Source organism: Variovorax sp. 10N432, assembly GCF_056394465.1.
This window is the reverse complement of the sequence record NZ_JBFTHX010000019.1, coordinates 1-18,129: the sequence shown is the minus strand read 5'-3', so window position 1 is coordinate 18,129 and position 18,129 is coordinate 1. Positions and strand designations below refer to the sequence as shown.

The following is an 18,129-nucleotide window of genomic DNA, read 5'->3' as shown; positions in this document are numbered from 1 at the left end:
GAGGAGCGCACCAAGACTATCGTGGCGCCTGTCCGTTCAACACCAAGGATCGCATCGCCATGAGTTCCATACTCTCCTATGTCCAGCCGACCGCCAACAGCCCCTGGGGCACCTACCTGTCGCAGGTCGATCGCGTCATCCCCTACCTCGGGGACCTGGCCCGCTGGGCCGAGACCCTCAAGCGCCCGAAGCGGGCGCTGATCGTCGACGTGCCGATCGAGATGGACGACGGCTCGATCGCCCATTTCGAGGGCTACCGGGTGCAGCACAACCTGTCGCGCGGCCCGGGCAAGGGCGGCGTGCGTTTCCACCCCGACGTCACGCTGGAAGAAGTGATGGCGCTGTCGGCCTGGATGACGGTCAAGACGGCCGCGGTCAACCTGCCGTACGGCGGCGCCAAGGGCGGCATCCGGGTCGACCCGAAGAAGCTCTCGCTCAAGGAACTCGAGAAGGTCACGCGCCGCTACACCAGCGAGATCGGCATCATCATCGGCCCGCACTCCGACATCCCGGCGCCCGACGTCAACACCAACGCCCAGATCATGGCCTGGATGATGGACACCTATTCGATGAACGTCGGCGGCACCGCCACCGGCGTCGTCACCGGCAAGCCGCTGCACCTGGGCGGCTCGCTGGGCCGGGTCAAGGCCACCGGCCGCGGCGTCTTCGTGACCGGCCGCGAGGCGGCGCGCCGGCTCGGGCTCGACCTGCGCGGCGCCCGCGTCGCGGTGCAGGGCTTCGGCAACGTGGGCTCGGTGGCGGCCGAGCTGTTCGCCGAGGCCGGCGCGAAGATCGTGGCGGTGCAGGACCACACGGGCACCATCGTCAACGAGAACGGCCTCGATCTCGCCGGGCTGGTGCCGGCCTCGCGCACCGACGGCGGTGCCGTGAGCTTCAAGGGCGGCGACGTGATCGACAACGAGGCCTTCTGGGAAGTCGCCTGCGACATCCTGATCCCGGCCGCCCTCGAAGGCCAGATCACGGCCGAACGGGCCCAGAAGACCAAGGCCCGGCTGGTGCTCGAAGGCGCCAACGGCCCGACCGTGCCGACCGCCGACGACATCCTGGCCGAACGCGGCGTGCTGGTGGTGCCCGACGTGATCTGCAACGCCGGCGGCGTCACGGTCAGCTACTTCGAGTGGGTGCAGGACTTCTCCTCCTTCTTCTGGGACGAGGACGAGATCAACGTGCGGCTCGACCGCATCATGATGAACGCGCTCAACAACATCTGGGACACCGCCGACAAGCACAAGATCACGCTGCGCACCGCCACCTACGCGGTGGCCTGCGAGCGGATCCTGATGGCGCGCCAGGAGCGTGGCCTGTACCCGTGACCGGGTTGCGAACGGCCGAACGGGCCCGCCTCGAGGCCCTGCTGGCCGGCGGGGGGCGCAAGCTGCTCGGGCTGGTCGGCGCGCCGGGTTCGGGCAAGTCGACCGTGGCGCAGGCGCTGCTGGATGCCTTGCCGGGCCGTGCCCAGGTGGTGCCGATGGACGGCTTCCACCTCGCCAACGCCGAGCTGGGCCGGCTCGGCCGCGCCGGGCGCAAGGGCGCGCCCGACACCTTCGACAGCGCCGGCTACGTCGCGCTGCTGCGGCGGCTGCGCAACCAGCCGGCCGGCGAGGTCGTCTATGCGCCCGAGTTCCGGCGCGAGATCGAAGAGCCGGTGGCCGGCGCGATCGCGGTCCGGCCCGAGACGCCGCTGGTGATCACCGAGGGCAACTACCTGCTGCTGGAAGAGGGCCCCTGGGCCGGGGTGGCGCCGCTGCTCGACGAGGTCTGGTACGTGGAGGTCGACGACCGGCTGCGCATCGAACGCCTGCTGCGTCGCCATCAGCAGTTCGGCCGCAGCCCGGAGGCCGCGCGGGCCTGGGTGGCGCAGACCGACGAGCCCAATGCGGCGCGGATCGCCGCCACGCGGGCACGGGCGCATCACATACTTCGCCTGGCCGACTGATCGCGGGAACGCGGCGCCGCCGCCGATGTCCAAGCCGGGCCGCGCTCCCGCGGCTTGCTGGCTTGCCCCCACGCTCCTCACTTCGTGTGTCGCTGCCCCCCAAGGGGGCCGCAGGCCGCCTTGGGGCGGCCCGGCGCCGGCCTATCGCTTGCCCCCACGCTCCTCACTTCGTGTGTCGCTGCCCCCCAAGGGGGCCGCAGGCCGCCTTGGGGCGGCCCGGCGCCGGCCTATCATTCGCACTTCGACCACTCCATGCCTGCCATGCGCCTTCCGTCCTGCCGCGCCGCCGTCGCGCTGCTGCTGCTGTCCTTGTCCATCGCCGGCTGCAGCTCGCCGACCCGGGTCTACTACGAGCCCGAGGAGTTCGACTCCACCACCACCCACACGCGCAGCTACCCCGCGACCGAGGCCCAGACCTGCGAGGCCGCGCGGCGTGCGCTCTTGAGCCAGGGCTACATGATCACCGCGGGCACCGCCGACCTGGTGACCGGCCGCAAGAGCTTCCAGCCGGCCGCCGAGGTGCACGTCGAAGTCGAGTTCCGCGTGGTCTGCGCGCGCGACAGCCAGCGCGGCGACGGCGGGCGCCGCACGATCGCCTTCGCCAGCGCGCTGCAGGACCGCTATGGGGTGAAAAAGACCAACAATTCGGCCAGCGTCGGCGTCGGCGCGATCGGCTCGCTGTCGCTGCCGTTCAGCTCCAGCGACGATGCGCTGGTCAAGGTGGCGAGCGAAACGCTGACCGACGAGCGCTTCTACGACCGCTTCTTCTCGCTGATCGACCGCTTCTTGCCGGCCGCGGCCGAGGGCAAGCCGGCCGAAGCCTCGCCGGTGGTGACGCCGCAGCCGCTGATCGAGGCGCCGTTGCGGCCGGTGCCGCTGTCGCCGACTCGGGGCTGAGGTTTCCCCCGCTCAGGCGGCGGTCCGGGCCAGCGCGGCTTCCAGCTGTTCGATGCTGAAGGGCTTCTGCAGCCACAGCGCGCCGGGTATCGGTGTCTCCGGCGGCGGCCGGCCGCTGGCGAAGATGATGCCGAGCCGGTCGACCCCGTGGCGGGTTCGCAGGATGTCCGCCAGGTCGAGGCCGGAAAGCGCAGGCAGCCCGACGTCGGTCATCAGGACGTCGAAGGCCTTGTCGTAGAAGCGGTCCTTGGCGCTCTCGGCGCTGCGGACCCCGGTGGCCCAGTGGCCCAAAAGCTGCAGCATCTCGACGGTGGCCGACAAGGCGTCGGCATCGTCTTCCACCACCAGCACGCGCAGGCCCCTGGCGCGCTGCTCCTCTGTCGTTGGTCCGTTGGTTGGCATCGTCGTGTTCTGTCCGGGGGACCACGACTCTAGCGACCGCCGGCGGCGAGCGGGCTTCCGCGAACGCGCCTTTATGCGTAGGAAAGCGGCCCGGTGCGCGATGTCGCAGGCTTGCGCGAGGGCGGTCGCGGGTCGGCTCAACGCACCAGCGTCGACTTGCCGAACAGGCTTTCGATCAGCTCGACCGCGATTTCCGCCGTCCGGTTGCGTACGTCGAGCGCCGGATTGAGCTCGACCACGTCGAGCGAGCCCAGCCGTCCGGTGTCGGCGATCATTTCCATGCACAGCTGCATCTCGCGCCAGGTCGGGCCGCCGCGCACGCCGGTGCCGACGCCCGGCGCATAGTCGGGGTCGAGGCAGTCGAGGTCGAAGCTCACATGCAGGTGGGTGTCGTCGTCGACATCCTGCAGCGCCTCGGTCATCGTGGTGCGCATGCCGTGCTCGTCGATGTGGCGCATGTCAAAGACGCCGAGGCCGAGCGAGCGGATCGCCGACTTCTCCTCGGCGTCGACGCTGCGGATGCCGAGGAAGCGGATCGCGTCGTGCGCCAGCGCCGCCGGCTCGCCGCTCCAGCCGGTGAGCGCGGCCGGCCCATGGCCGAGCAGGCACGAGACCGGCATGCCGTGCATGTTGCCGCTCGGGCTGGTGGTCTCGGTGTTGACGTCGGTATGGGCGTCGAGCCACAGCACCCGCAGCTTCTGCCGGCGCTGGCGCACGTGGCGGGCGATCGCGCTGATCGAGCCGACCGCAATGCAGTGGTCGCCGCCCAGCAGGATGGGGAGCTGCTTCGCCTCAAGGGCCTGGTCGACGGCGTCGTAGACCAGCCGGTTCCATGCGATCACTTCGGGGAGATGGTGCAGTCCTTCGGCCGGCACCTCCCAGGGCGTGCCCGGCCCGGCCAGGTTGCCGCCGTCGATCACCTCGAAGCCGAGGCCCGCCAGCGTGTTGGCGAGCCCCGCCACGCGCAGCGCGTCGGGCCCCATGCCGGCGCCGCGGGTGCTGGCGCCGATGTCGGTCGGGGCGCCTATCAGTCGAAGGGTGCGGGTCATGCGCGGCTCTCCAGTTGCCTGTCCAGGCGCTACGGTAGCGCACCGGGATGACAACCGGCAACCGCGACGGCTAAGGCTGGGGCCGGTTCATGTTGCAGTCGGTGCCTTGCGCCAGTTCGTTGCCGCTGTAGATCGCGTCGGTGCGGAAGCCGTAATTGGTGCCTTCCCAACCGACCTTGACCGCCTTGCCGTCGACCGGCGCGATGGTGTTGACCACCTGCGGCAGCAGCAGCTGGTGGTCTTCGGCGCGCATGCGCACCGGGCCGACCACCGAATCGAAGCGCAGGTCTTCCAGGGCGCGTGCGACCTGGGTGGTGTCGGTGCTGCCGGCCTTGTTGATCGCGGCGGCCAGCAGGCGCGGGGTCATCTCGATGCGCGGCGCCAGGAAGTCCTTGCCGGTCCTGGCCTTGTAGCTCTTGGCGAGCGCATCGACCTTGGGCGAGTCGGCCTGGCCCGGGTGCCACTCGGCGACCCAGGTGAGCTGCCCCAGCCTGGCCTGCGACACGGCCAGCACCGTGCCCGGCACCGAGCCCGCGCTGTGGTTGTAGTAGTGCAGGTCGTAGCCGGCATCGCCCGCGGCCTTGAGCAGCAGCGTCATGTCCTGGCCCCAGTTGCCGGTGATCACCGAATCGGCACCCGACTGCTTGATGTTGGCGAGGTAGGGCGCGAAGTCCTTGACCTTGCCGATCGGGTGCAGCGTCTCGCCGACGAACTGGATGTCGGGCCGCGCCAGGCCGACCAGCTGGCGGCCGTAGCTGGCCCACTGCTTGCCGTGCGCATAGTCCTGGTTGAGCAGGTAGATCTTCTTGACCTCGGGCGTCTTCTTGATGGTGTTGGCGATCGCCTTCATCTTCATCGCGGTGTTGGCGTCGGTCTGAAAGTGCCAGAAGCTGCAGGCCTTGCCGGTGAGTTCGGGGTCGATCGAGGAGTGGTTCAGCACCAGCAGCTCTTTACCCGGATTGCGCTGGTTCCAGCGGTTGACCGCCTGCACCAGCGCGCTCACCACCGACGAGCCCGAGCCGCCGGTGACGATGGCGCGGGCGCCCTGGTCGATGGCCGCCTGCAGCGCGCTCTGGCTCTCTTGCGCCGACAGCTTGCTGTCGAACTGCAGCAGCTGCAGCCTGGTGCCGCCGAGTACGCCGCCCTTGGCGTTGATGTCCTCGATCGCGTACTGCGTGTGCGTGAGCATCAGCTCGCCGACATTGGCGAAGGGTCCGGACAGAGGATCGATGTAGGCGATCTTGTAGGTCTGCTGGGCCTGGGTGGCGCCGGCGGCGAGCAGGGCCGCGGCCGCGACGGGCGCGAGCAGGCTGGGGAACTTCATGGACGGTCTCCGTGGTTGGAATGAAAGTAAGGCTCGGCGATCAGGCGCCGGGCTCGCGCAGCCCGAGCACCCGCCAGGCCAGCCTGGACAGCTCGGCCACCACCTCGTCGGGCGAGAGCCGGCCGTCGGGCCGGTACCAGCTGTAGAGGAAGCCGGGCAGGCTGAGCGCCGCGAAGGCGGTGATCTTTGTTTCGCCGAAGTCCAGGTCGCCGTCGCTGCGGGCCTGCTCGAGCAGCGGAAAGAGCTGGTCGTAGAAGTGATGGGCCAGCTTCTTCTGCGCCGCGATGTACTCCGGCCGGTAGACCTGCGGCTCCTTGTAGGCGAAGAAGGCGCAGGGGTGGTGCGCCACCGTCGCGCGGATCAGCCGCTCGATGCCTTCCTTGACCTTGACGACCGCCCGGCGCGGGTCGCCGGCGGCGAAGTCCATGGAAGTGAAGCAGTCGACCGCGGGCCGCCACGAGAGCGTCTCGAAGATCTCCTGCTTGTCGCGGAAGTAGTAATAGACGAAGGGCTTCGTGACGTCGAGCGCGCGCACGATCTGCGCCATCGTGGTGTTGGCGTAGCCCTGGGAGGCGAACAGCTGCGCCGCCGCCTGCAGGATGCGCTCGCGCTGCACGTCGGTGCCGGCCGTGGCGGTGCGCTGCCGGCCGGTGCCCTGCGGCAGGTCGCTGCGGGGAGGGGGCACGTCCTCGTGGCCAGAGGGTTTGTGCGGTGTCGCCGAAGTTATACCCATGGGTAGGATCTTGGTGCACCATGCCGGCCTTGGCAAGCGCCCGAGTTCATCGATAACCCTGAGAGACTGACGCCATGGAGACAAGCCCCCTTCGCGAGCTTCCCGATCGGCCGCAGCAGCCGCTGCACGAGTACCTTCGCACGCATGCGCGCGAGCGCGGCGGGCACCCCGCCTGCCTCTGGTACGGCCATGCGATGAGCTACGCCGAGCTCGATGCCGCCAGCGATGCCTTCGCCGCGAGGCTGCAGGCCATCGGCGTGAAGAAGGGCGAGCCGGTGGTGCTGTTCCTGAACAACTGCCCGCAGTACCTGGTCGCGCACTTCGGCATCCAGAAGATCGGCGCCATCGTCTGCCCGAGCGGGCCGCTCAACAAGGAACACGAACTCGCCTACCAGGTCGACGACCTGAAGGCGCGCGTGATCGTCGCGGCCTCGTCGCTGCTGCCGGTGGTCGACAAGGTGCGCGCATCGAGCACGCTCGCGCATGTGTTCGCGGTGCACTACGCCGACTTGCTGCCCGCGGGGCCGACGCTCGATGTCCCGGCGGAACTCGCTGCCGCGGCGAAAGAGCCGCGCGCCGTGCCGAACGATTGCGAAGACTTCTTCGCCGTCATGCAGAGCGGCGCGCGGCCGGCGCCGGTCGCGCTTTCGCTGGACGACGTCGCGCTCATGACCTACACCTCGGGCACCACCGGCCTGCCCAAGGGCGCGATGCTGAGCTACGGCAACGCGCTCTTCAAGACCCGCGCGGCGGCCGACTGCAATGGCGTCACGGGCAGCGACGTGCTGCTGTCGATCGCGCCGCTGTACCACATCGCCGGCATGCTGATGGGCGTCAACGTGCCGGTGCTCACCGGCGCCACCTCGGTGCTGCTGCACCGCTTCGATCCGCGTGCCACGCTGCAGGCGATCGATCGCCACGAGGTCAGCTGGTGGTACAGCATCGCGCCGATGAACGTCGCCTGCATGCAGCTGCCGGACATCGCGGGCTTCGACCTGTCCAGCCTGCGCATGAACCCGGTGACCAGCTTCGGCATCGCCTTCACGGCGCCGCTGGCGCAGCAGTGGCGCGGCTTCGCGGGCAACTGCAGTTCCTTCGAGGCCGCCTACGGCCTGAGCGAGACCCACACCTGCGACACCTACACGCCGCACCACGCGCCGCGCTGGGGCACCCAGGGCATCCCGGTGCCGGGCGTCACGATCCGCATCATCGACAGCGACACCGGCGAGGCCAAAGCCACGGGCGAGATCGGCGAGATCGTGCTGGCGAGCGCCGGCTCGTTCAAGGGCTACTGGAACAAGCCCGAAGCCACCGCCGCGACCCTGCGCGATGGCTGGGTGCACACCGGCGACATGGGCAAGCTCGATGCCGACGGCTACCTCAGCTTCATCGGTCGCTTCAAGGAGATGATCAAGGTCTCCGGCTACAGCGTGTTCCCGGAGGAGGTCGAGACGATCCTGATCAAGCATCCCGCGGTGGCGCAGGCCGCGGTCATTGCCCAGCCCGATGCCGAGAAGGGCGAGGTGGTCAAGGCCTTCGTCGTGCGCAAGCCCGGCATCGAGCTCGATGCCGACGCCCTGATCGCCTGGTCGCGCGACAACATGGCGAGCTACAAGGCGCCGCGCGCGGTGCGCTTCATCGACGCGCTGCCCACCACCGGTGCCGGCAAGGTGCTGCGCCGATTGCTGAAGGATTGATCGACATGCTGACGAAAGTCTTGATCGCCAACCGGGGCGAGATCGCGGTCCGGCTGGTGCGCGCACTGCGCGATCTGGGCATCGCGAGCGTCGCGGTGCATGCCAGGGACGACGCCGAAGCGCTGCACGTGCAACTGGCCGATGCCGTGGTGCCGCTCGATGCGACCGGCCCCTCTGCCTATCTCGACGGCGCGGCGCTGATCGCGATCGCGCGCGAGCAAGGCTGCGACGCGGTGCACCCGGGCTATGGCTTCCTGAGCGAGCGCGCCGACTTCGCGCAGGCCTGCGCCGATGCCGGCCTGCGCTTCATCGGCCCGACCCCCGAGCAGCTCGCGTTGTTCGGCGACAAGGCGCGCGCGCGGGCGCTGGCCGGGCAGTGCGGCGTGCCGGTCATGCCGGGCAGTGCCGGCGCGGTGACGCTGGCCGAGGCGCAGGCCTTCTTCGCGGCGCAGCAGGCCGATGGCGCGGGCGTCATGGTCAAGGCCATCGGCGGCGGCGGCGGCCGCGGCATGCGCGCGGTGCTCAACGCGGCCGATCTGCCCGAAGCGCATGCGCGATGCACCTCCGAGGCAAAGGCAGCCTTCGGCGTCGATGGCGTCTACGTAGAGCGCCTGATGCGCAACGCGCGCCACATCGAGGTGCAGGTACTCGGCGACGGCCAGGCAGTCGCCAGCCTCGGCGAACGCGAATGCACGCTGCAGCGGCGCTTCCAGAAGCTGGTCGAGATCGCGCCCAGTCCCTCGCTGCCCGAGCCATTGCGCCTGCAGCTCACGCAGGCCGCGCTGCGCATGGCCAAGGCGGTCGGCTACCAGAGCCTGGGCACCTTCGAATTCCTGGTCGATGAGCGTTCGACGACGCTGCCCTTCGTTTTCATCGAAGCCAATCCGCGCCTGCAGGTCGAGCACACCGTGACCGAGGCGGTCACCGGACTCGACCTGGTCCAGCTGCAGGTCGGCATCGCCAACGGCGAGACGCTGGCCGACCTCGCGATCGAAGCCGACCGCACGGCAGCCCAGCGCGGCTTCGCGGTGCAGTGGCGCATCAATGCCGAGACCCTCGATGCCGAAGGCCAGGCTCGGCCGTCGGCCGGCACACTGGCGCGCTTCGACCTGCCGGCCGGCCCCGGCGTGCGCGTCGACACCCATGGCTACGCGGGCCTGGCGCCGTCGCCGCACTACGACACGCTGCTGGCCAAGCTGATCGTCCATTCGTCCTCGCCGCGCTTCGCCGACGCGCTGCGGCGCTCGCTGCGGGCGCTGGAGGAATGCCGCATCGAGGGCATCGCCACCAATCTGCCGCTGCTGCGCGCGATCGCCGGGCGGCCCGAGTTCGCGACCCAGGCGGTGCACACGCGATTCGTCGAGGCGCATCTGGCCGACCTGTTGGCCGCTGCGGCGCGCATCGATGCAGCGGACGCCAGGCTGGCGCGCGGCGTGCCCCTGCGCGCCGAAGCCGGCTTGCCGGCCGACGAAGACGACGCCCTGGTGGTCAAGGCGCCGATGCCCGCGAAGCTGGTCCAGTTCGAGGTCGATGTCGGCGACCTCGTGCCCGCCGGCGCGCAGCTCGGCGTGCTCGAAGCCATGAAGATGGAGCATCTGCTGCACGCGCCTTTCGCCGGCCGGGTGGTCGCGCTGCTGGCCGCGCCGGGCGACTACCTGGTCGAAGGCCAGTCGCTGGTGCGCATGGACGCCGTCGATGCGCAAGCGGTCGAGACGCAGGCGCAGGCCTCGCACGACCTCGACCAGGTTCGTGCCGACCTGCAGAAGGTCATCGACCGCCACGCGCCGACGCTCGACGCCAACCGCCCCGCCGCGGTGGCCAAGCGCCATGCGCAGGGCGGCCGCACCGCGCGTGCCAACATCGCCGACTTGTGCGACCTGGCGCACGATCCCGGCAACTTCAGCGAGTACGGTGCGCTGGCGATCGCCGCCCAGACCCGTCGCCGCTCGCTCGAGGACCTGATCGCCAACACGCCGGCCGACGGCATGGTGACCGGCATCGGCAGCATCAACGCGCGGCAGTTCGGCCCCGAGAAGTCGCGCGCCGTGGTCATGGCCTACGACTACACCGTGCTGGCCGGCACGCAGGGCATGCGCAACCACCACAAGACCGACCGCATGCTCGGCATCGCCCACCAGCTGCGCCTGCCGGTGGTGCTGTTCGCCGAGGGCGGCGGCGGACGGCCGGGCGACACCGACATGCCCATCGTGGCCGGCCTCAACAACCACACCTTCAGCCAGTTCGCGGCGCTGTCGGGCAAGGTGCCGGTGGTCGGCATCGTGCACGGGCGCTGCTTCGCGGGCAATGCGGCGCTGCTCGGCTGCGCCGACGTGATCATCGCCACCGAGGCCAGCAACATCGGCATGAGCGGCCCGGCCATGATCGAGGGCGGCGGCCTGGGCAGCTTCGCGCCCGAGCAGATCGGGCCGAGCAGCGTGCAGTCGCGCAACGGCGTGATCGACATCCTGGTCAAGGACGAGGCCGAGGCCGTGGCCGCCGCGAAGCAATACCTGTCGTACTTCCAGGGCGCGACCGCCGAGTGGCAGTGCGCCGATCCGCGGGCGCTGCGGCATGCGGTGCCCGAGAACCGGCTGCGCGTGTACGACGTGCGCGCCGCGATGCGCGGGGTCGCCGACACCGGCTCGCTGCTCGAGCTGCGCGCCGGCTTCGGCGCCGGCATCGTGACCGCGCTGGCCCGCATCGAGGGCAAGCCGGTCGGCCTGCTGGCCAACAACCCGCACCACCTGGGCGGTGCGATCGACGTCGAGGCGGCCGACAAGGCGGCCCGCTTCATGCAGCTTTGCAACGCGCACGGTCTGCCGCTGGTGGCGCTGTGCGATACGCCGGGCTTCATGGTCGGCCCCGAGATCGAGGCCCAGGCGCAGGTCCGTCATGTGTGCCGCATGTTCATGGTGGCCTCGCACCTGCGCGTGCCGTATTTCGCGGTGGTGCTGCGCAAGGGCTACGGCCTCGGTGCCCAGGCCATGACCGCCGGCGGCTTCGACGCGCCGGTGTTCACGGTCGCCTGGCCGACCGGCGAGTTCGGCGCCATGGGGCTCGAAGGCGCCGTCCGGCTCGGCTTCCGCAAGGAACTCGAAGCCGCGCCCGAGGGCGCCGAGCGCGATGCGCTGTTCAAGCAGCTGGTGGCGCAGCAGTACGCCAACGGCGAGGCGATCCACATGGCGCAGACCCTCGAGATCGACGCGGTCATCGACCCCGCCGACACGCGAGCCTGGCTGGTGCGCGGGCTGGCTTCGGCGTCGGCGCCGCGCGAGCCGGCGCAGGCCTACGTCGATACCTGGTGAAGGCCTGGCGCGGATCGATCGGGCGTCCGTACACTGCGGACCCCATGAAGCAACTATCGCGGCGCCGCGCCGCGCTCCTCATCGGCGCCTGGGCCGCGGCCCTGCATGCGCCGCTGGCTGTATCGGCGGGCGCGCCACGGGTCGTGGTGGCCTTCGGCGATTCGATCACCGAAGGCGCCGGCGCGATCAACGAGAACGGCAAACCGGTGCGCTATCCGGAACGGCTCGAAGCGAGGCTGCGGGCAATGCCGGGCGCGGTCCAGGTGGTCAACGCCGGCATCTCCGGCAATCGCCTGCTGGCCGACAACGTCGGTCCCAAAGGCATCGCGCGCTTCGAGCACGACGTGCTGGCGCAGCCGGGCGTCACGCATGTCGTGATCCTCATCGGCATCAACGACATCGGCTTCAGCATGCCCGAAGGGGCCAGCGAGCCGATCCGGGGACAGCCGGCGGCGGAAGAGATCACCGCCGGGCTTCAAGGGCTGATCCAGCAGGCGAAGGCGCGCGGGGTCAAGGTGCTGCTCGGCACGCTGCTGCCGTTCAAGGGCTCCTCCTACTGGAGCAAGGAAAAGGAATCGCGGCGCGACGCCGTCAACCGCTGGATCCGCAGCCGCCGCCATGTCGAAGCGGTGGTCGACTTCGATGCCGCGATGCGCGACCCTTCCGATCCCCAGGCGCTGAAGGCCGCCTACGACAGCGGCGACCACCTTCATCCGGGCAATGCCGGCTATGCCGCGATGGCGGACGCGATCGACCTGCGGGCGCTGCGCAAATAGGCTTCGCACGGCACGTTCTGGCGTCACACCTCTACACAAGACTTCGTCCGTGGCTTACAGCAGGTTCACATGACGCAGGGAGGATGAAGGCTCCAACAACTCGAAGGAGTCCTCATGAAGAAACTTGCAGTCAGCCTCGCCGTCGGTGTCGCCTCTCTGTTGTCGCTCGGCGCCGCCGTGGTGCCAGCCACCGCTCAGGCGCAGCCGGGCGTGGTCGTCCGCGTGGCGCCGCCGCCCCCGCGTCCCGAACACGTGCCGCCGCCGCGCAGGGGCTACGTCTGGGCGCCCGGCCACTACGAGTGGAACGGACACCGCTATGTATGGAACAAGGGCGCGTACATGCGCGCGCGCAACGGCTATGGCTATCGCGCGCCGCAATGGGATGAGCGCGATGGACAGTGGGAGTACCGCCGCGGCGGCTGGGACCGTGACCATGACGGCGTGCCCAATGCACAGGATCGCCGCCCGGACAATCCAAACCGCAGCTAGAACAGCTTGAACACCAGCGGCATCAGCAGGGCGGCCAGCACGACCTGCATGCCGAGCGCCAGCCCGGCATAGGCGCCGGCGTCGGCGTTGACGTGCAGGGCACGCGCCGCACCGATGCCGTGGGCCGCGGTCCCCAGGCCGAAGCCGCGGGCCGCGAAGCCCGTGGCGTCGGTGCCGATGCGCAGCGCATCGAACAGATACTTGCCCGACAGCGCACCGATCATGCCGGTGAGCACCGCGAACACCGCCGACAGCGCCGGGATGCCGCCGATCTTTTCCGAGATGCCCATCGCAACAGGCGCGGTCACCGACTTGGGAGCCAGCGACAGTACGACGTCATGCGGAAGGCCCACCGCCCATCCCAGGGCCACGGCCGACCCGCCCGCGGCGGCGCCGCCGAGCAGCGAGGCCAGCAGCAGCCGGCCGAAGCGGGCCCGCAATTCGGCACGCCGCTGCCACAGCGGCCAGGCCAGGGCGACCACGGCCGGGCCCAGCAGGAAATGGATGAACTGGGCGCCCGCGAAGTAGGTCGGGTAGTCGACCCGGGTGGCCAGCAGGCCGCCGGCCAGCACCACCACCGACCACAGCACCGGATTGGCCCAGGGCGCGCCGCCGGCGCGGGTGTAGGCCGCGTTCGACAGCAGGTAGACGACCAGGGTCGCGGTCAGCCCGAACAGGGGCGTGGCCGACAGGTAGATCCAGAGTTCGACGAAGCGCGGCATGAACTAATTCTTGCGCCGGTCGGGCCAGTAGAGCACCAGCGCGGTGACCGCCAGGCCGATCCAGGTCGACAGCGCGATCACCAGCAGCATCCGCCCGCCGTACTGCCCGAGCAGCGCGAGGTGGGTCATGACGCCGACGCCGACCGGCACGAACAGCAGCGAGAGGTGCGCGAGCAGGAAGCTGGCGCATTCGGCCACCGGCTCGCGCACGATCGCAAAGCGCAGCCCGGCCAGCATCAGCATCATGCCGAGCACCGGCCCGGGCAGCGGCAGCGATAGACCGCGCGAGAGCAGCTCGCCGACCGACTGGAACACCAGCAGCCAGGCCATCCCGCGCAAGCCGTTCATGGGCCGGCCCGCGCGCCTACTTGAAGACCACCGTGCGGTGGCCGTTGAGCAGCACCCGGTGCTCGCTGTGCCACTTGACGGCGCGCGCCAGCACCTGGCTCTCGGTGTCGCGGCCGCGGGCGGTCAGCGCCTCGACCGTGTCGGTGTGGTCGGCGCGCTCCACGTCCTGCTCGATGATCGGGCCCTCGTCGAGGTCGGCCGTCACGTAGTGGGCGGTGGCGCCGATCAGCTTCACGCCGCGGTCGTGCGCCTGGTAGTAGGGCTTGGCGCCCTTGAAGCTCGGCAGGAACGAGTGGTGGATGTTGATCGCCCGGCCGGCCAGCTTGCCGCAGAGGTCGTTGCTGAGGATCTGCATGTAGCGCGCCAGCACCACCAGGTCGGCGCCTTCGGCCTCGATGATCTCGAGCTGCTTCGCCTCGCCCTGCGCCTTGGTCGCGGCGGTCACCGGGATGTGGTGGAAGGGCACGTTGTAGCTCGCCGCCAGCTGGTAGAAGTCGCGGTGGTTCGAGATGATGGCGCGGACGTCGATCGACAGCAGGCCGCTTTTCCAGCGGAACAGCAGGTCGTTCAGGCAATGGCCTTCCTTGCTGACCAGGATCACGGTCTTCATCGGCTCGGCGGCGGCATGCAGTTTCCAGCGCATGTCGAAGTCGGCCGCGAGGGCGGCGATCTGCTCGCGCAGGACGTTCTCCCCGTGCTCGCAGGCGAAGCGCACCCGCATGAAGAACAGGCCGGTGCCGTGGTCGTTGTACTGCGCCGCTTCTTCGATGTTGCCGCCGCGCTCGAGCAGGAAGCCGGAGACGGCGTGCACGATGCCCGTGCGGTCGGGGCAGGAGAGGGTGAGGATGTACGCGGGGTTCATAAGGCCGCACATTGTCGCAGGGCCTGCCGCGGGCCGCGGCTGGTGCCAAAATGCCCCGTTCCTCGACCACCCGAACTCAGCAGGAGTGAATTCATGGCCTTCAACGACTTCAACATGGACAACCAGTGGTTGCCCTTCACGCCCAACCGCTCGTTCAAGAAGGACCCGCGGGTCTTCGTCGCGGCGGACGGCATGGAGTTCACCACCCATGACGGCCGCAAGGTGGTCGACGGGATCTCGTCGCTGTGGTGCGTGGGGGCCGGCCACAACCGCAAGCCGATCAACGAGGCGATCAAGAAGCAGCTCGACACCCTCGACTACGCGACCGCCTTCCAGGTCAGCAACGACAAGGCCTTCAAGGCGGCCGAGATGATCGCGGCGATGGCGCCCGGCGACCTCAACAAGGTGCTGTTCTGCAATTCGGGCAGCGAAGCCGCCGACACCTCGATGAAGGTCGCGCTGGCCTACCACCGGGCCCGCGGCGAAGGCCACCGCAACCTGTTCATCGGCCGCGAGAAGGGCTACCACGGTGTCGGCTTCGGCGGCATGTCGGTCGGCGGCATCCCGGGCAACCGCAAGGTGTTCGGCTCGGCCTTCCTGCCGCGGGTGGACCACATGCGCTTCATCCACGACCCGGTCAACCACGCCTACATCCACAACCAGGAGCCGGTCTGGGCCGACGACCCGCTGGCCGACCTCGAGCAGCGCATCCTGCCGCTGCACGACCCGAGCAACGTGGCGGCGATCATCGTCGAGCCCATTGCCGGATCGGCCGGCTGGTACGTGCCGCCCAAGGGCTACCTGCAGAAGCTGCGCGAGATCTGCGACAAGCACGGAATCCTGCTGATCTTCGACGAGGTCATCACCGGCTTCGGGCGCATGGGCACCAACTTCGCGTCCGACTTCTACGGCGTGGTGCCCGACATGCTGAACTTCGCCAAGTGCGTGACCAACGGCGTGATCCCGCTCGGCGGCGTGATCTGCCGCGACAAGCTCTACGACGAGATGATGAAGACCTCGGCGCCCGAGCACGTGGTGGAGTTCTTCCACGGCTACACCTACTCGGGCCATCCGGTGGCCTGCGCGGCGGCGATCGCAACGCTCGACCTGTTCAAGCAGGAGCAGCTGTTTGCACGGGCCGGAGAGATGGGCAAGGTCCTCGGCGATGCCTTCCACAGCACCTTCAAGGGCCTGCCGAACGTGATCGGCATCCGCAGCCTGGGCCTGGCCGCGGCGGTCGAGCTGGCGCCGATCGCCGGCGCGCCGGGCAAGCGGGCCTATGACATCTTCGTCGACTGCTATCACAAGGGCGCGCTGGTGCGGCCCGCGGGCGACGTGCTGGTGATCGCGCCGCCCTACATCGTCGAGAAGTCGCACATTGACACGCTGGTCAACACGCTGGCCGACGCGATCAAGGCGAAGGCCTGATCAGGCGGCTCAGCCGGCCGGGCGTGGCGGCGGCTTGACGCCGGCGCAGTAATCCTGCTCGGGCAGGGCCGGCGTCGGCCAGACGGCGTCGAAGGCGCGGTCCGCCTCGTCGGGCGGACCGGCCCGCATCCGCACCGCCTTCACCGAGACATCGGTGGGCAGGTGCTGCGGCACGCCCAGCTGCTTGTTGCCGTGGCCGGCGCCGCTCACGAGCAGCACGGTCTTGCCCGGCACCCTTGCCTTGACCACGGCCTGCGCCATGGCGCGGTCGCGGGCGATCTGGATCCGGGTCATCGGCACGATCTGGGACTCGGGCAGCAGGTTGCAGTGGCCGCTGCGCACGGCCTGCTGCTGTTCGGTGCGGGCGGCTTCCGGCAACTGCGCATCGAGCGAGACGTCGGCCATCGCGTCCTTCATGTGGGCCCGCTGCAGGTTGGCGCCGATCACCGGCACCCCCGCCCGGACGGCGGCCATGACCACCGGGCCGTAGGCGGCCCATGGCCAGCCCTTGTCGTTCCAGCCGAGCGCGGTCTGCACCTGGGCTTCGGTCGCGTCGCGCGGCAAGTGGGCCGTGCTGTTGCCTTCCTCGGCCATTTCGAGTGCCAGGGCGGCGAGGCGGCCGCCTTGGGCCAGTGCCATGACGGTCTCGCGTTCGATCTGCTGGTGCTCGGCGGCATCGTGCTGCTCGCCCAGCAGCAGGGCGTCGGTCGGCAGTTGGGCGGCGGCGCGGCGGGCGATCGGCGCCTGGCTGTCGCCCGGGCCCGGCGCTGCACAGGCGGTCAGCAGCGCCGCGGCGACGGCAACCAGGCTGCGCATGGCGGGGCGTTGCGCCGGCTTCGTGTTCAGTGGACCAGAACGGGAGTGTGCGCTAACTCGGCGTAGCCTTCGAGGGTGTCCTCGACTTCTTCCTGCGTCGGCGTGTTGAGCTGCCAGGCGGCAATCTGCTGCTGGAACAATTCTGCCCAGGAGCCATCGAGGTAGACCTCCTTGCCCGAGCGCTTGTCCACGATCTCGAAGCCGTGGCGTGCCAGCACCGGCAGGTGGGGCGCCGCGGGCGCCTCGCCTTCGGTCGGCTGCACGTGCACGACGACGAAGGAGTCGGAATCGTAGAGCATTTGCATGTCGGGTCCTGTGAGGATGTCGATGGCATTCATGGTGGTTAGATAGCAATCAACGCGCCAGTTTCAATATGCAGCGTTGCGTTGTAGGCACCCGCCTGTTACTGCGTGTTATTTCTCACGGATTCGACGACTGGCTGCGCAGCTGGAGGTCGATGAAGTCGCCATTGGGCTGGGTCTGCCGGATCCGGACCGGGAGCCAGCCCAGCACCGGCGCCAGCCACAGTTCGATCTTGTCGTCGCCGGGCTTGCGGGGGTTGCGCGTGAGCCTGCGGGCCGAGAACTCGCCGGCCGGCACGCCGACCTCCTCCTCGCCCTCGACATTGAAGGTCCAGATTTCGGCATCGTTGATCCCGACCGTCTGGACCGCGATCACGGCGCCGGGCGGATAGTGCGCCGTGTTACCCGCCATCAGGGCGCCGAGCTGGAGCACGACGCTGAGCCGGTCCTGTGCACCGGCGAGGAGCATCTCGCTCGGGACATTCCCGCTGAACTGCACGCGCCTGTTGTCGCGGTCGAACAGCGAAACGGTCTCCGTCCTGCGGGTGTCCGAGAAGCGCAGGGGCTCGATGCCGGTCGGCCCGATGCGCCCCGTGCTGTGCTGGCTGCGCAGGGTCTTGAACAGGAAGGTCCAGGCCAGGCGGAGGTCGTACTGGCTGCCGTCCTGCAGCCAGACCAGTTCGCCGAACACGCCCTGCAAGGGCTGGGCGCCTTGCTGCGCCGTGGCGGCGAAGCGCAGGCGCACCGAACCGGGGACCTGCGCCTCCACCGAACCGGCGATCTGGCCGGCCGCGTCGCTGCCGGCACCCGTGTTCGAGCCCGCGGCCCCCGTGGCACCCGACCCCTTGGGGGCGGGCGCGCCGGCTTCTTGCGGCTGCGCCTCGCCGGTGTCGGGGCCCGTCGCGGCGTCGGGGTCGGCCACCGCCATCTCGGCGGGCGCCGGCCGGTCGATGGCGGGCGCGGGTGCTGGCTCCACGGCGGGGCGGGGGCGCGGCGCGGGCCGGGGCCGCGCGGGCCTGGGT

The 18,129-nt window shown here is 69.8% G+C and carries 18 protein-coding genes; 8 read left to right on the top strand and 10 right to left on the bottom strand.

From position 1 onward, the window contains the following. Positions 1–59 precede the first annotated feature (59 nt). From AC1DF3_RS21470 to AC1DF3_RS21460, 3 genes are all read left to right on the top strand, one after another. Entirely contained in the window at positions 60–1,334 is a 1,275-nt protein-coding gene (locus tag AC1DF3_RS21470; RefSeq protein ID WP_301806334.1) for a Glu/Leu/Phe/Val family dehydrogenase, read from the top strand. Continuing rightward, positions 1,331–1,957, top strand: a complete 627-nt coding sequence (locus tag AC1DF3_RS21465; protein ID WP_478140800.1) for a nucleoside/nucleotide kinase family protein — start codon at positions 1,331–1,333, stop codon at positions 1,955–1,957. Before AC1DF3_RS21470 ends, AC1DF3_RS21465 begins: the two co-directional genes overlap by 4 nt. A gap of 261 nt (positions 1,958–2,218) precedes the next feature. After that, positions 2,219–2,854, top strand: a complete 636-nt coding sequence (locus AC1DF3_RS21460) for a DUF2242 domain-containing protein (protein ID WP_478140799.1) — start codon at positions 2,219–2,221, stop codon at positions 2,852–2,854. Positions 2,855–2,866: 12 nt separating this feature from the next. Here AC1DF3_RS21460 and AC1DF3_RS21455 read toward each other — a convergent pair whose 3' ends face one another. The 4 genes from AC1DF3_RS21455 to AC1DF3_RS21440 all read right to left on the bottom strand — a co-directional run bounded on the left by AC1DF3_RS21455 (position 2,867) and on the right by AC1DF3_RS21440 (position 6,362). Further along, the gene (locus AC1DF3_RS21455; protein WP_478140798.1) at positions 2,867–3,256 is read right to left on the bottom strand and encodes a response regulator; all 390 of its coding nucleotides are present in this window, start codon (positions 3,254–3,256) and stop codon (positions 2,867–2,869) included. A gap of 137 nt (positions 3,257–3,393) precedes the next feature. Beyond that, positions 3,394–4,305: an arginase gene (gene rocF / locus AC1DF3_RS21450; RefSeq protein ID WP_478140797.1), complete on the bottom strand. Its 912-nt coding sequence runs from the start codon at positions 4,303–4,305 to the stop codon at positions 3,394–3,396. A 70-nt stretch (positions 4,306–4,375) separates the two neighbouring features. Further along, the gene (locus tag AC1DF3_RS21445; protein WP_478140796.1) at positions 4,376–5,629 is read right to left on the bottom strand and encodes a branched-chain amino acid ABC transporter substrate-binding protein; all 1,254 of its coding nucleotides are present in this window, start codon (positions 5,627–5,629) and stop codon (positions 4,376–4,378) included. Positions 5,630–5,669: 40 nt separating this feature from the next. Next, positions 5,670–6,362, bottom strand: coding sequence for a TetR/AcrR family transcriptional regulator (locus AC1DF3_RS21440; protein ID WP_478140795.1), 693 nt, complete (start codon positions 6,360–6,362; stop codon positions 5,670–5,672). Between the two features lie 74 nt (positions 6,363–6,436). Here AC1DF3_RS21440 and AC1DF3_RS21435 point away from each other — a divergent pair, with 74 nt between their 5' ends. The 4 genes from AC1DF3_RS21435 (at position 6,437) to AC1DF3_RS21420 (ending at position 12,629) form a co-directional block, all read left to right on the top strand. After that, positions 6,437–8,059 (top strand): AMP-binding protein, encoded by a 1,623-nt coding sequence (locus AC1DF3_RS21435; protein ID WP_286534385.1) that lies wholly within the window; start codon positions 6,437–6,439, stop codon positions 8,057–8,059. A gap of 5 nt (positions 8,060–8,064) precedes the next feature. Continuing rightward, a complete protein-coding gene (locus AC1DF3_RS21430; RefSeq protein WP_478140794.1) occupies positions 8,065–11,364 on the top strand; it encodes a carboxyl transferase domain-containing protein in 3,300 nt (1,099 codons plus the stop codon). A gap of 44 nt (positions 11,365–11,408) precedes the next feature. Beyond that, positions 11,409–12,140, top strand: a complete 732-nt coding sequence (locus AC1DF3_RS21425; protein WP_286534381.1) for an SGNH/GDSL hydrolase family protein — start codon at positions 11,409–11,411, stop codon at positions 12,138–12,140. A gap of 114 nt (positions 12,141–12,254) precedes the next feature. Next, the gene (locus AC1DF3_RS21420) at positions 12,255–12,629 is read left to right on the top strand and encodes a hypothetical protein (protein WP_286534379.1); all 375 of its coding nucleotides are present in this window, start codon (positions 12,255–12,257) and stop codon (positions 12,627–12,629) included. Here AC1DF3_RS21420 and AC1DF3_RS21415 read toward each other — a convergent pair. The 3 genes from AC1DF3_RS21415 to purU are packed head-to-tail and all read right to left on the bottom strand — an operon-like array spanning position 12,626 to position 14,561. Then, complete coding sequence (locus AC1DF3_RS21415) at positions 12,626–13,351, bottom strand: LrgB family protein (protein WP_286534377.1); 726 nt, start codon at positions 13,349–13,351, stop codon at positions 12,626–12,628. The genes AC1DF3_RS21420 and AC1DF3_RS21415 overlap by 4 nt on opposite strands. A gap of 3 nt (positions 13,352–13,354) precedes the next feature. Next, complete coding sequence (locus AC1DF3_RS21410) at positions 13,355–13,699, bottom strand: CidA/LrgA family protein (protein WP_286534376.1); 345 nt, start codon at positions 13,697–13,699, stop codon at positions 13,355–13,357. Between the two features lie 16 nt (positions 13,700–13,715). After that, positions 13,716–14,561 (bottom strand): formyltetrahydrofolate deformylase, encoded by an 846-nt coding sequence (gene purU, locus AC1DF3_RS21405; RefSeq protein WP_286534374.1) that lies wholly within the window; start codon positions 14,559–14,561, stop codon positions 13,716–13,718. Between the two features lie 93 nt (positions 14,562–14,654). On the opposite strand from purU, the gene aptA reads away from it, so the two are divergent. Next, positions 14,655–15,989, top strand: coding sequence for an omega-aminotransferase AptA (gene aptA, locus AC1DF3_RS21400; protein WP_301806301.1), 1,335 nt, complete (start codon positions 14,655–14,657; stop codon positions 15,987–15,989). A 9-nt stretch (positions 15,990–15,998) separates the two neighbouring features. Here the strand turns inward: aptA and AC1DF3_RS21395 are convergent, their stop codons facing one another. The 3 genes from AC1DF3_RS21395 to AC1DF3_RS21385 all read right to left on the bottom strand — a co-directional run. Next, positions 15,999–16,805, bottom strand: coding sequence for a ChaN family lipoprotein (locus AC1DF3_RS21395; protein WP_286534370.1), 807 nt, complete (start codon positions 16,803–16,805; stop codon positions 15,999–16,001). 26 nt (positions 16,806–16,831) lie between these two features. Beyond that, entirely contained in the window at positions 16,832–17,110 is a 279-nt protein-coding gene (locus AC1DF3_RS21390) for a BTH_I0359 family protein (RefSeq protein ID WP_286371057.1), read from the bottom strand. A 115-nt stretch (positions 17,111–17,225) separates the two neighbouring features. Continuing rightward, positions 17,226–18,129, bottom strand: a 904-nt coding sequence (locus tag AC1DF3_RS21385) for a DUF3108 domain-containing protein (protein ID WP_478140793.1), incomplete at its 5' end; no start/stop codon positions are given.

Coding starts and splice junctions, on each gene's coding strand:
- AC1DF3_RS21470 (WP_301806334.1), top strand. CDS start 60: ATGAGTTCCATACTCTCCTATGTCCAGCCGACCGCCAACAGCCCCTGG.
- AC1DF3_RS21460 (WP_478140799.1), top strand. CDS start 2,219: ATGCGCCTTCCGTCCTGCCGCGCCGCCGTCGCGCTGCTGCTGCTGTCC.
- AC1DF3_RS21455 (WP_478140798.1), bottom strand. CDS start 3,256: ATGCCAACCAACGGACCAACGACAGAGGAGCAGCGCGCCAGGGGCCTG.
- rocF (WP_478140797.1), bottom strand. CDS start 4,305: ATGACCCGCACCCTTCGACTGATAGGCGCCCCGACCGACATCGGCGCC.
- AC1DF3_RS21445 (WP_478140796.1), bottom strand. CDS start 5,629: ATGAAGTTCCCCAGCCTGCTCGCGCCCGTCGCGGCCGCGGCCCTGCTC.
- AC1DF3_RS21440 (WP_478140795.1), bottom strand. CDS start 6,362: ATGGGTATAACTTCGGCGACACCGCACAAACCCTCTGGCCACGAGGAC.
- AC1DF3_RS21435 (WP_286534385.1), top strand. CDS start 6,437: ATGGAGACAAGCCCCCTTCGCGAGCTTCCCGATCGGCCGCAGCAGCCG.
- AC1DF3_RS21430 (WP_478140794.1), top strand. CDS start 8,065: ATGCTGACGAAAGTCTTGATCGCCAACCGGGGCGAGATCGCGGTCCGG.
- AC1DF3_RS21425 (WP_286534381.1), top strand. CDS start 11,409: ATGAAGCAACTATCGCGGCGCCGCGCCGCGCTCCTCATCGGCGCCTGG.
- AC1DF3_RS21420 (WP_286534379.1), top strand. CDS start 12,255: ATGAAGAAACTTGCAGTCAGCCTCGCCGTCGGTGTCGCCTCTCTGTTG.
- AC1DF3_RS21415 (WP_286534377.1), bottom strand. CDS start 13,351: ATGCCGCGCTTCGTCGAACTCTGGATCTACCTGTCGGCCACGCCCCTG.
- AC1DF3_RS21410 (WP_286534376.1), bottom strand. CDS start 13,699: ATGAACGGCTTGCGCGGGATGGCCTGGCTGCTGGTGTTCCAGTCGGTC.
- purU (WP_286534374.1), bottom strand. CDS start 14,561: ATGAACCCCGCGTACATCCTCACCCTCTCCTGCCCCGACCGCACGGGC.
- aptA (WP_301806301.1), top strand. CDS start 14,655: ATGGCCTTCAACGACTTCAACATGGACAACCAGTGGTTGCCCTTCACG.
- AC1DF3_RS21395 (WP_286534370.1), bottom strand. CDS start 16,805: ATGCGCAGCCTGGTTGCCGTCGCCGCGGCGCTGCTGACCGCCTGTGCA.
- AC1DF3_RS21390 (WP_286371057.1), bottom strand. CDS start 17,110: ATGCAAATGCTCTACGATTCCGACTCCTTCGTCGTCGTGCACGTGCAG.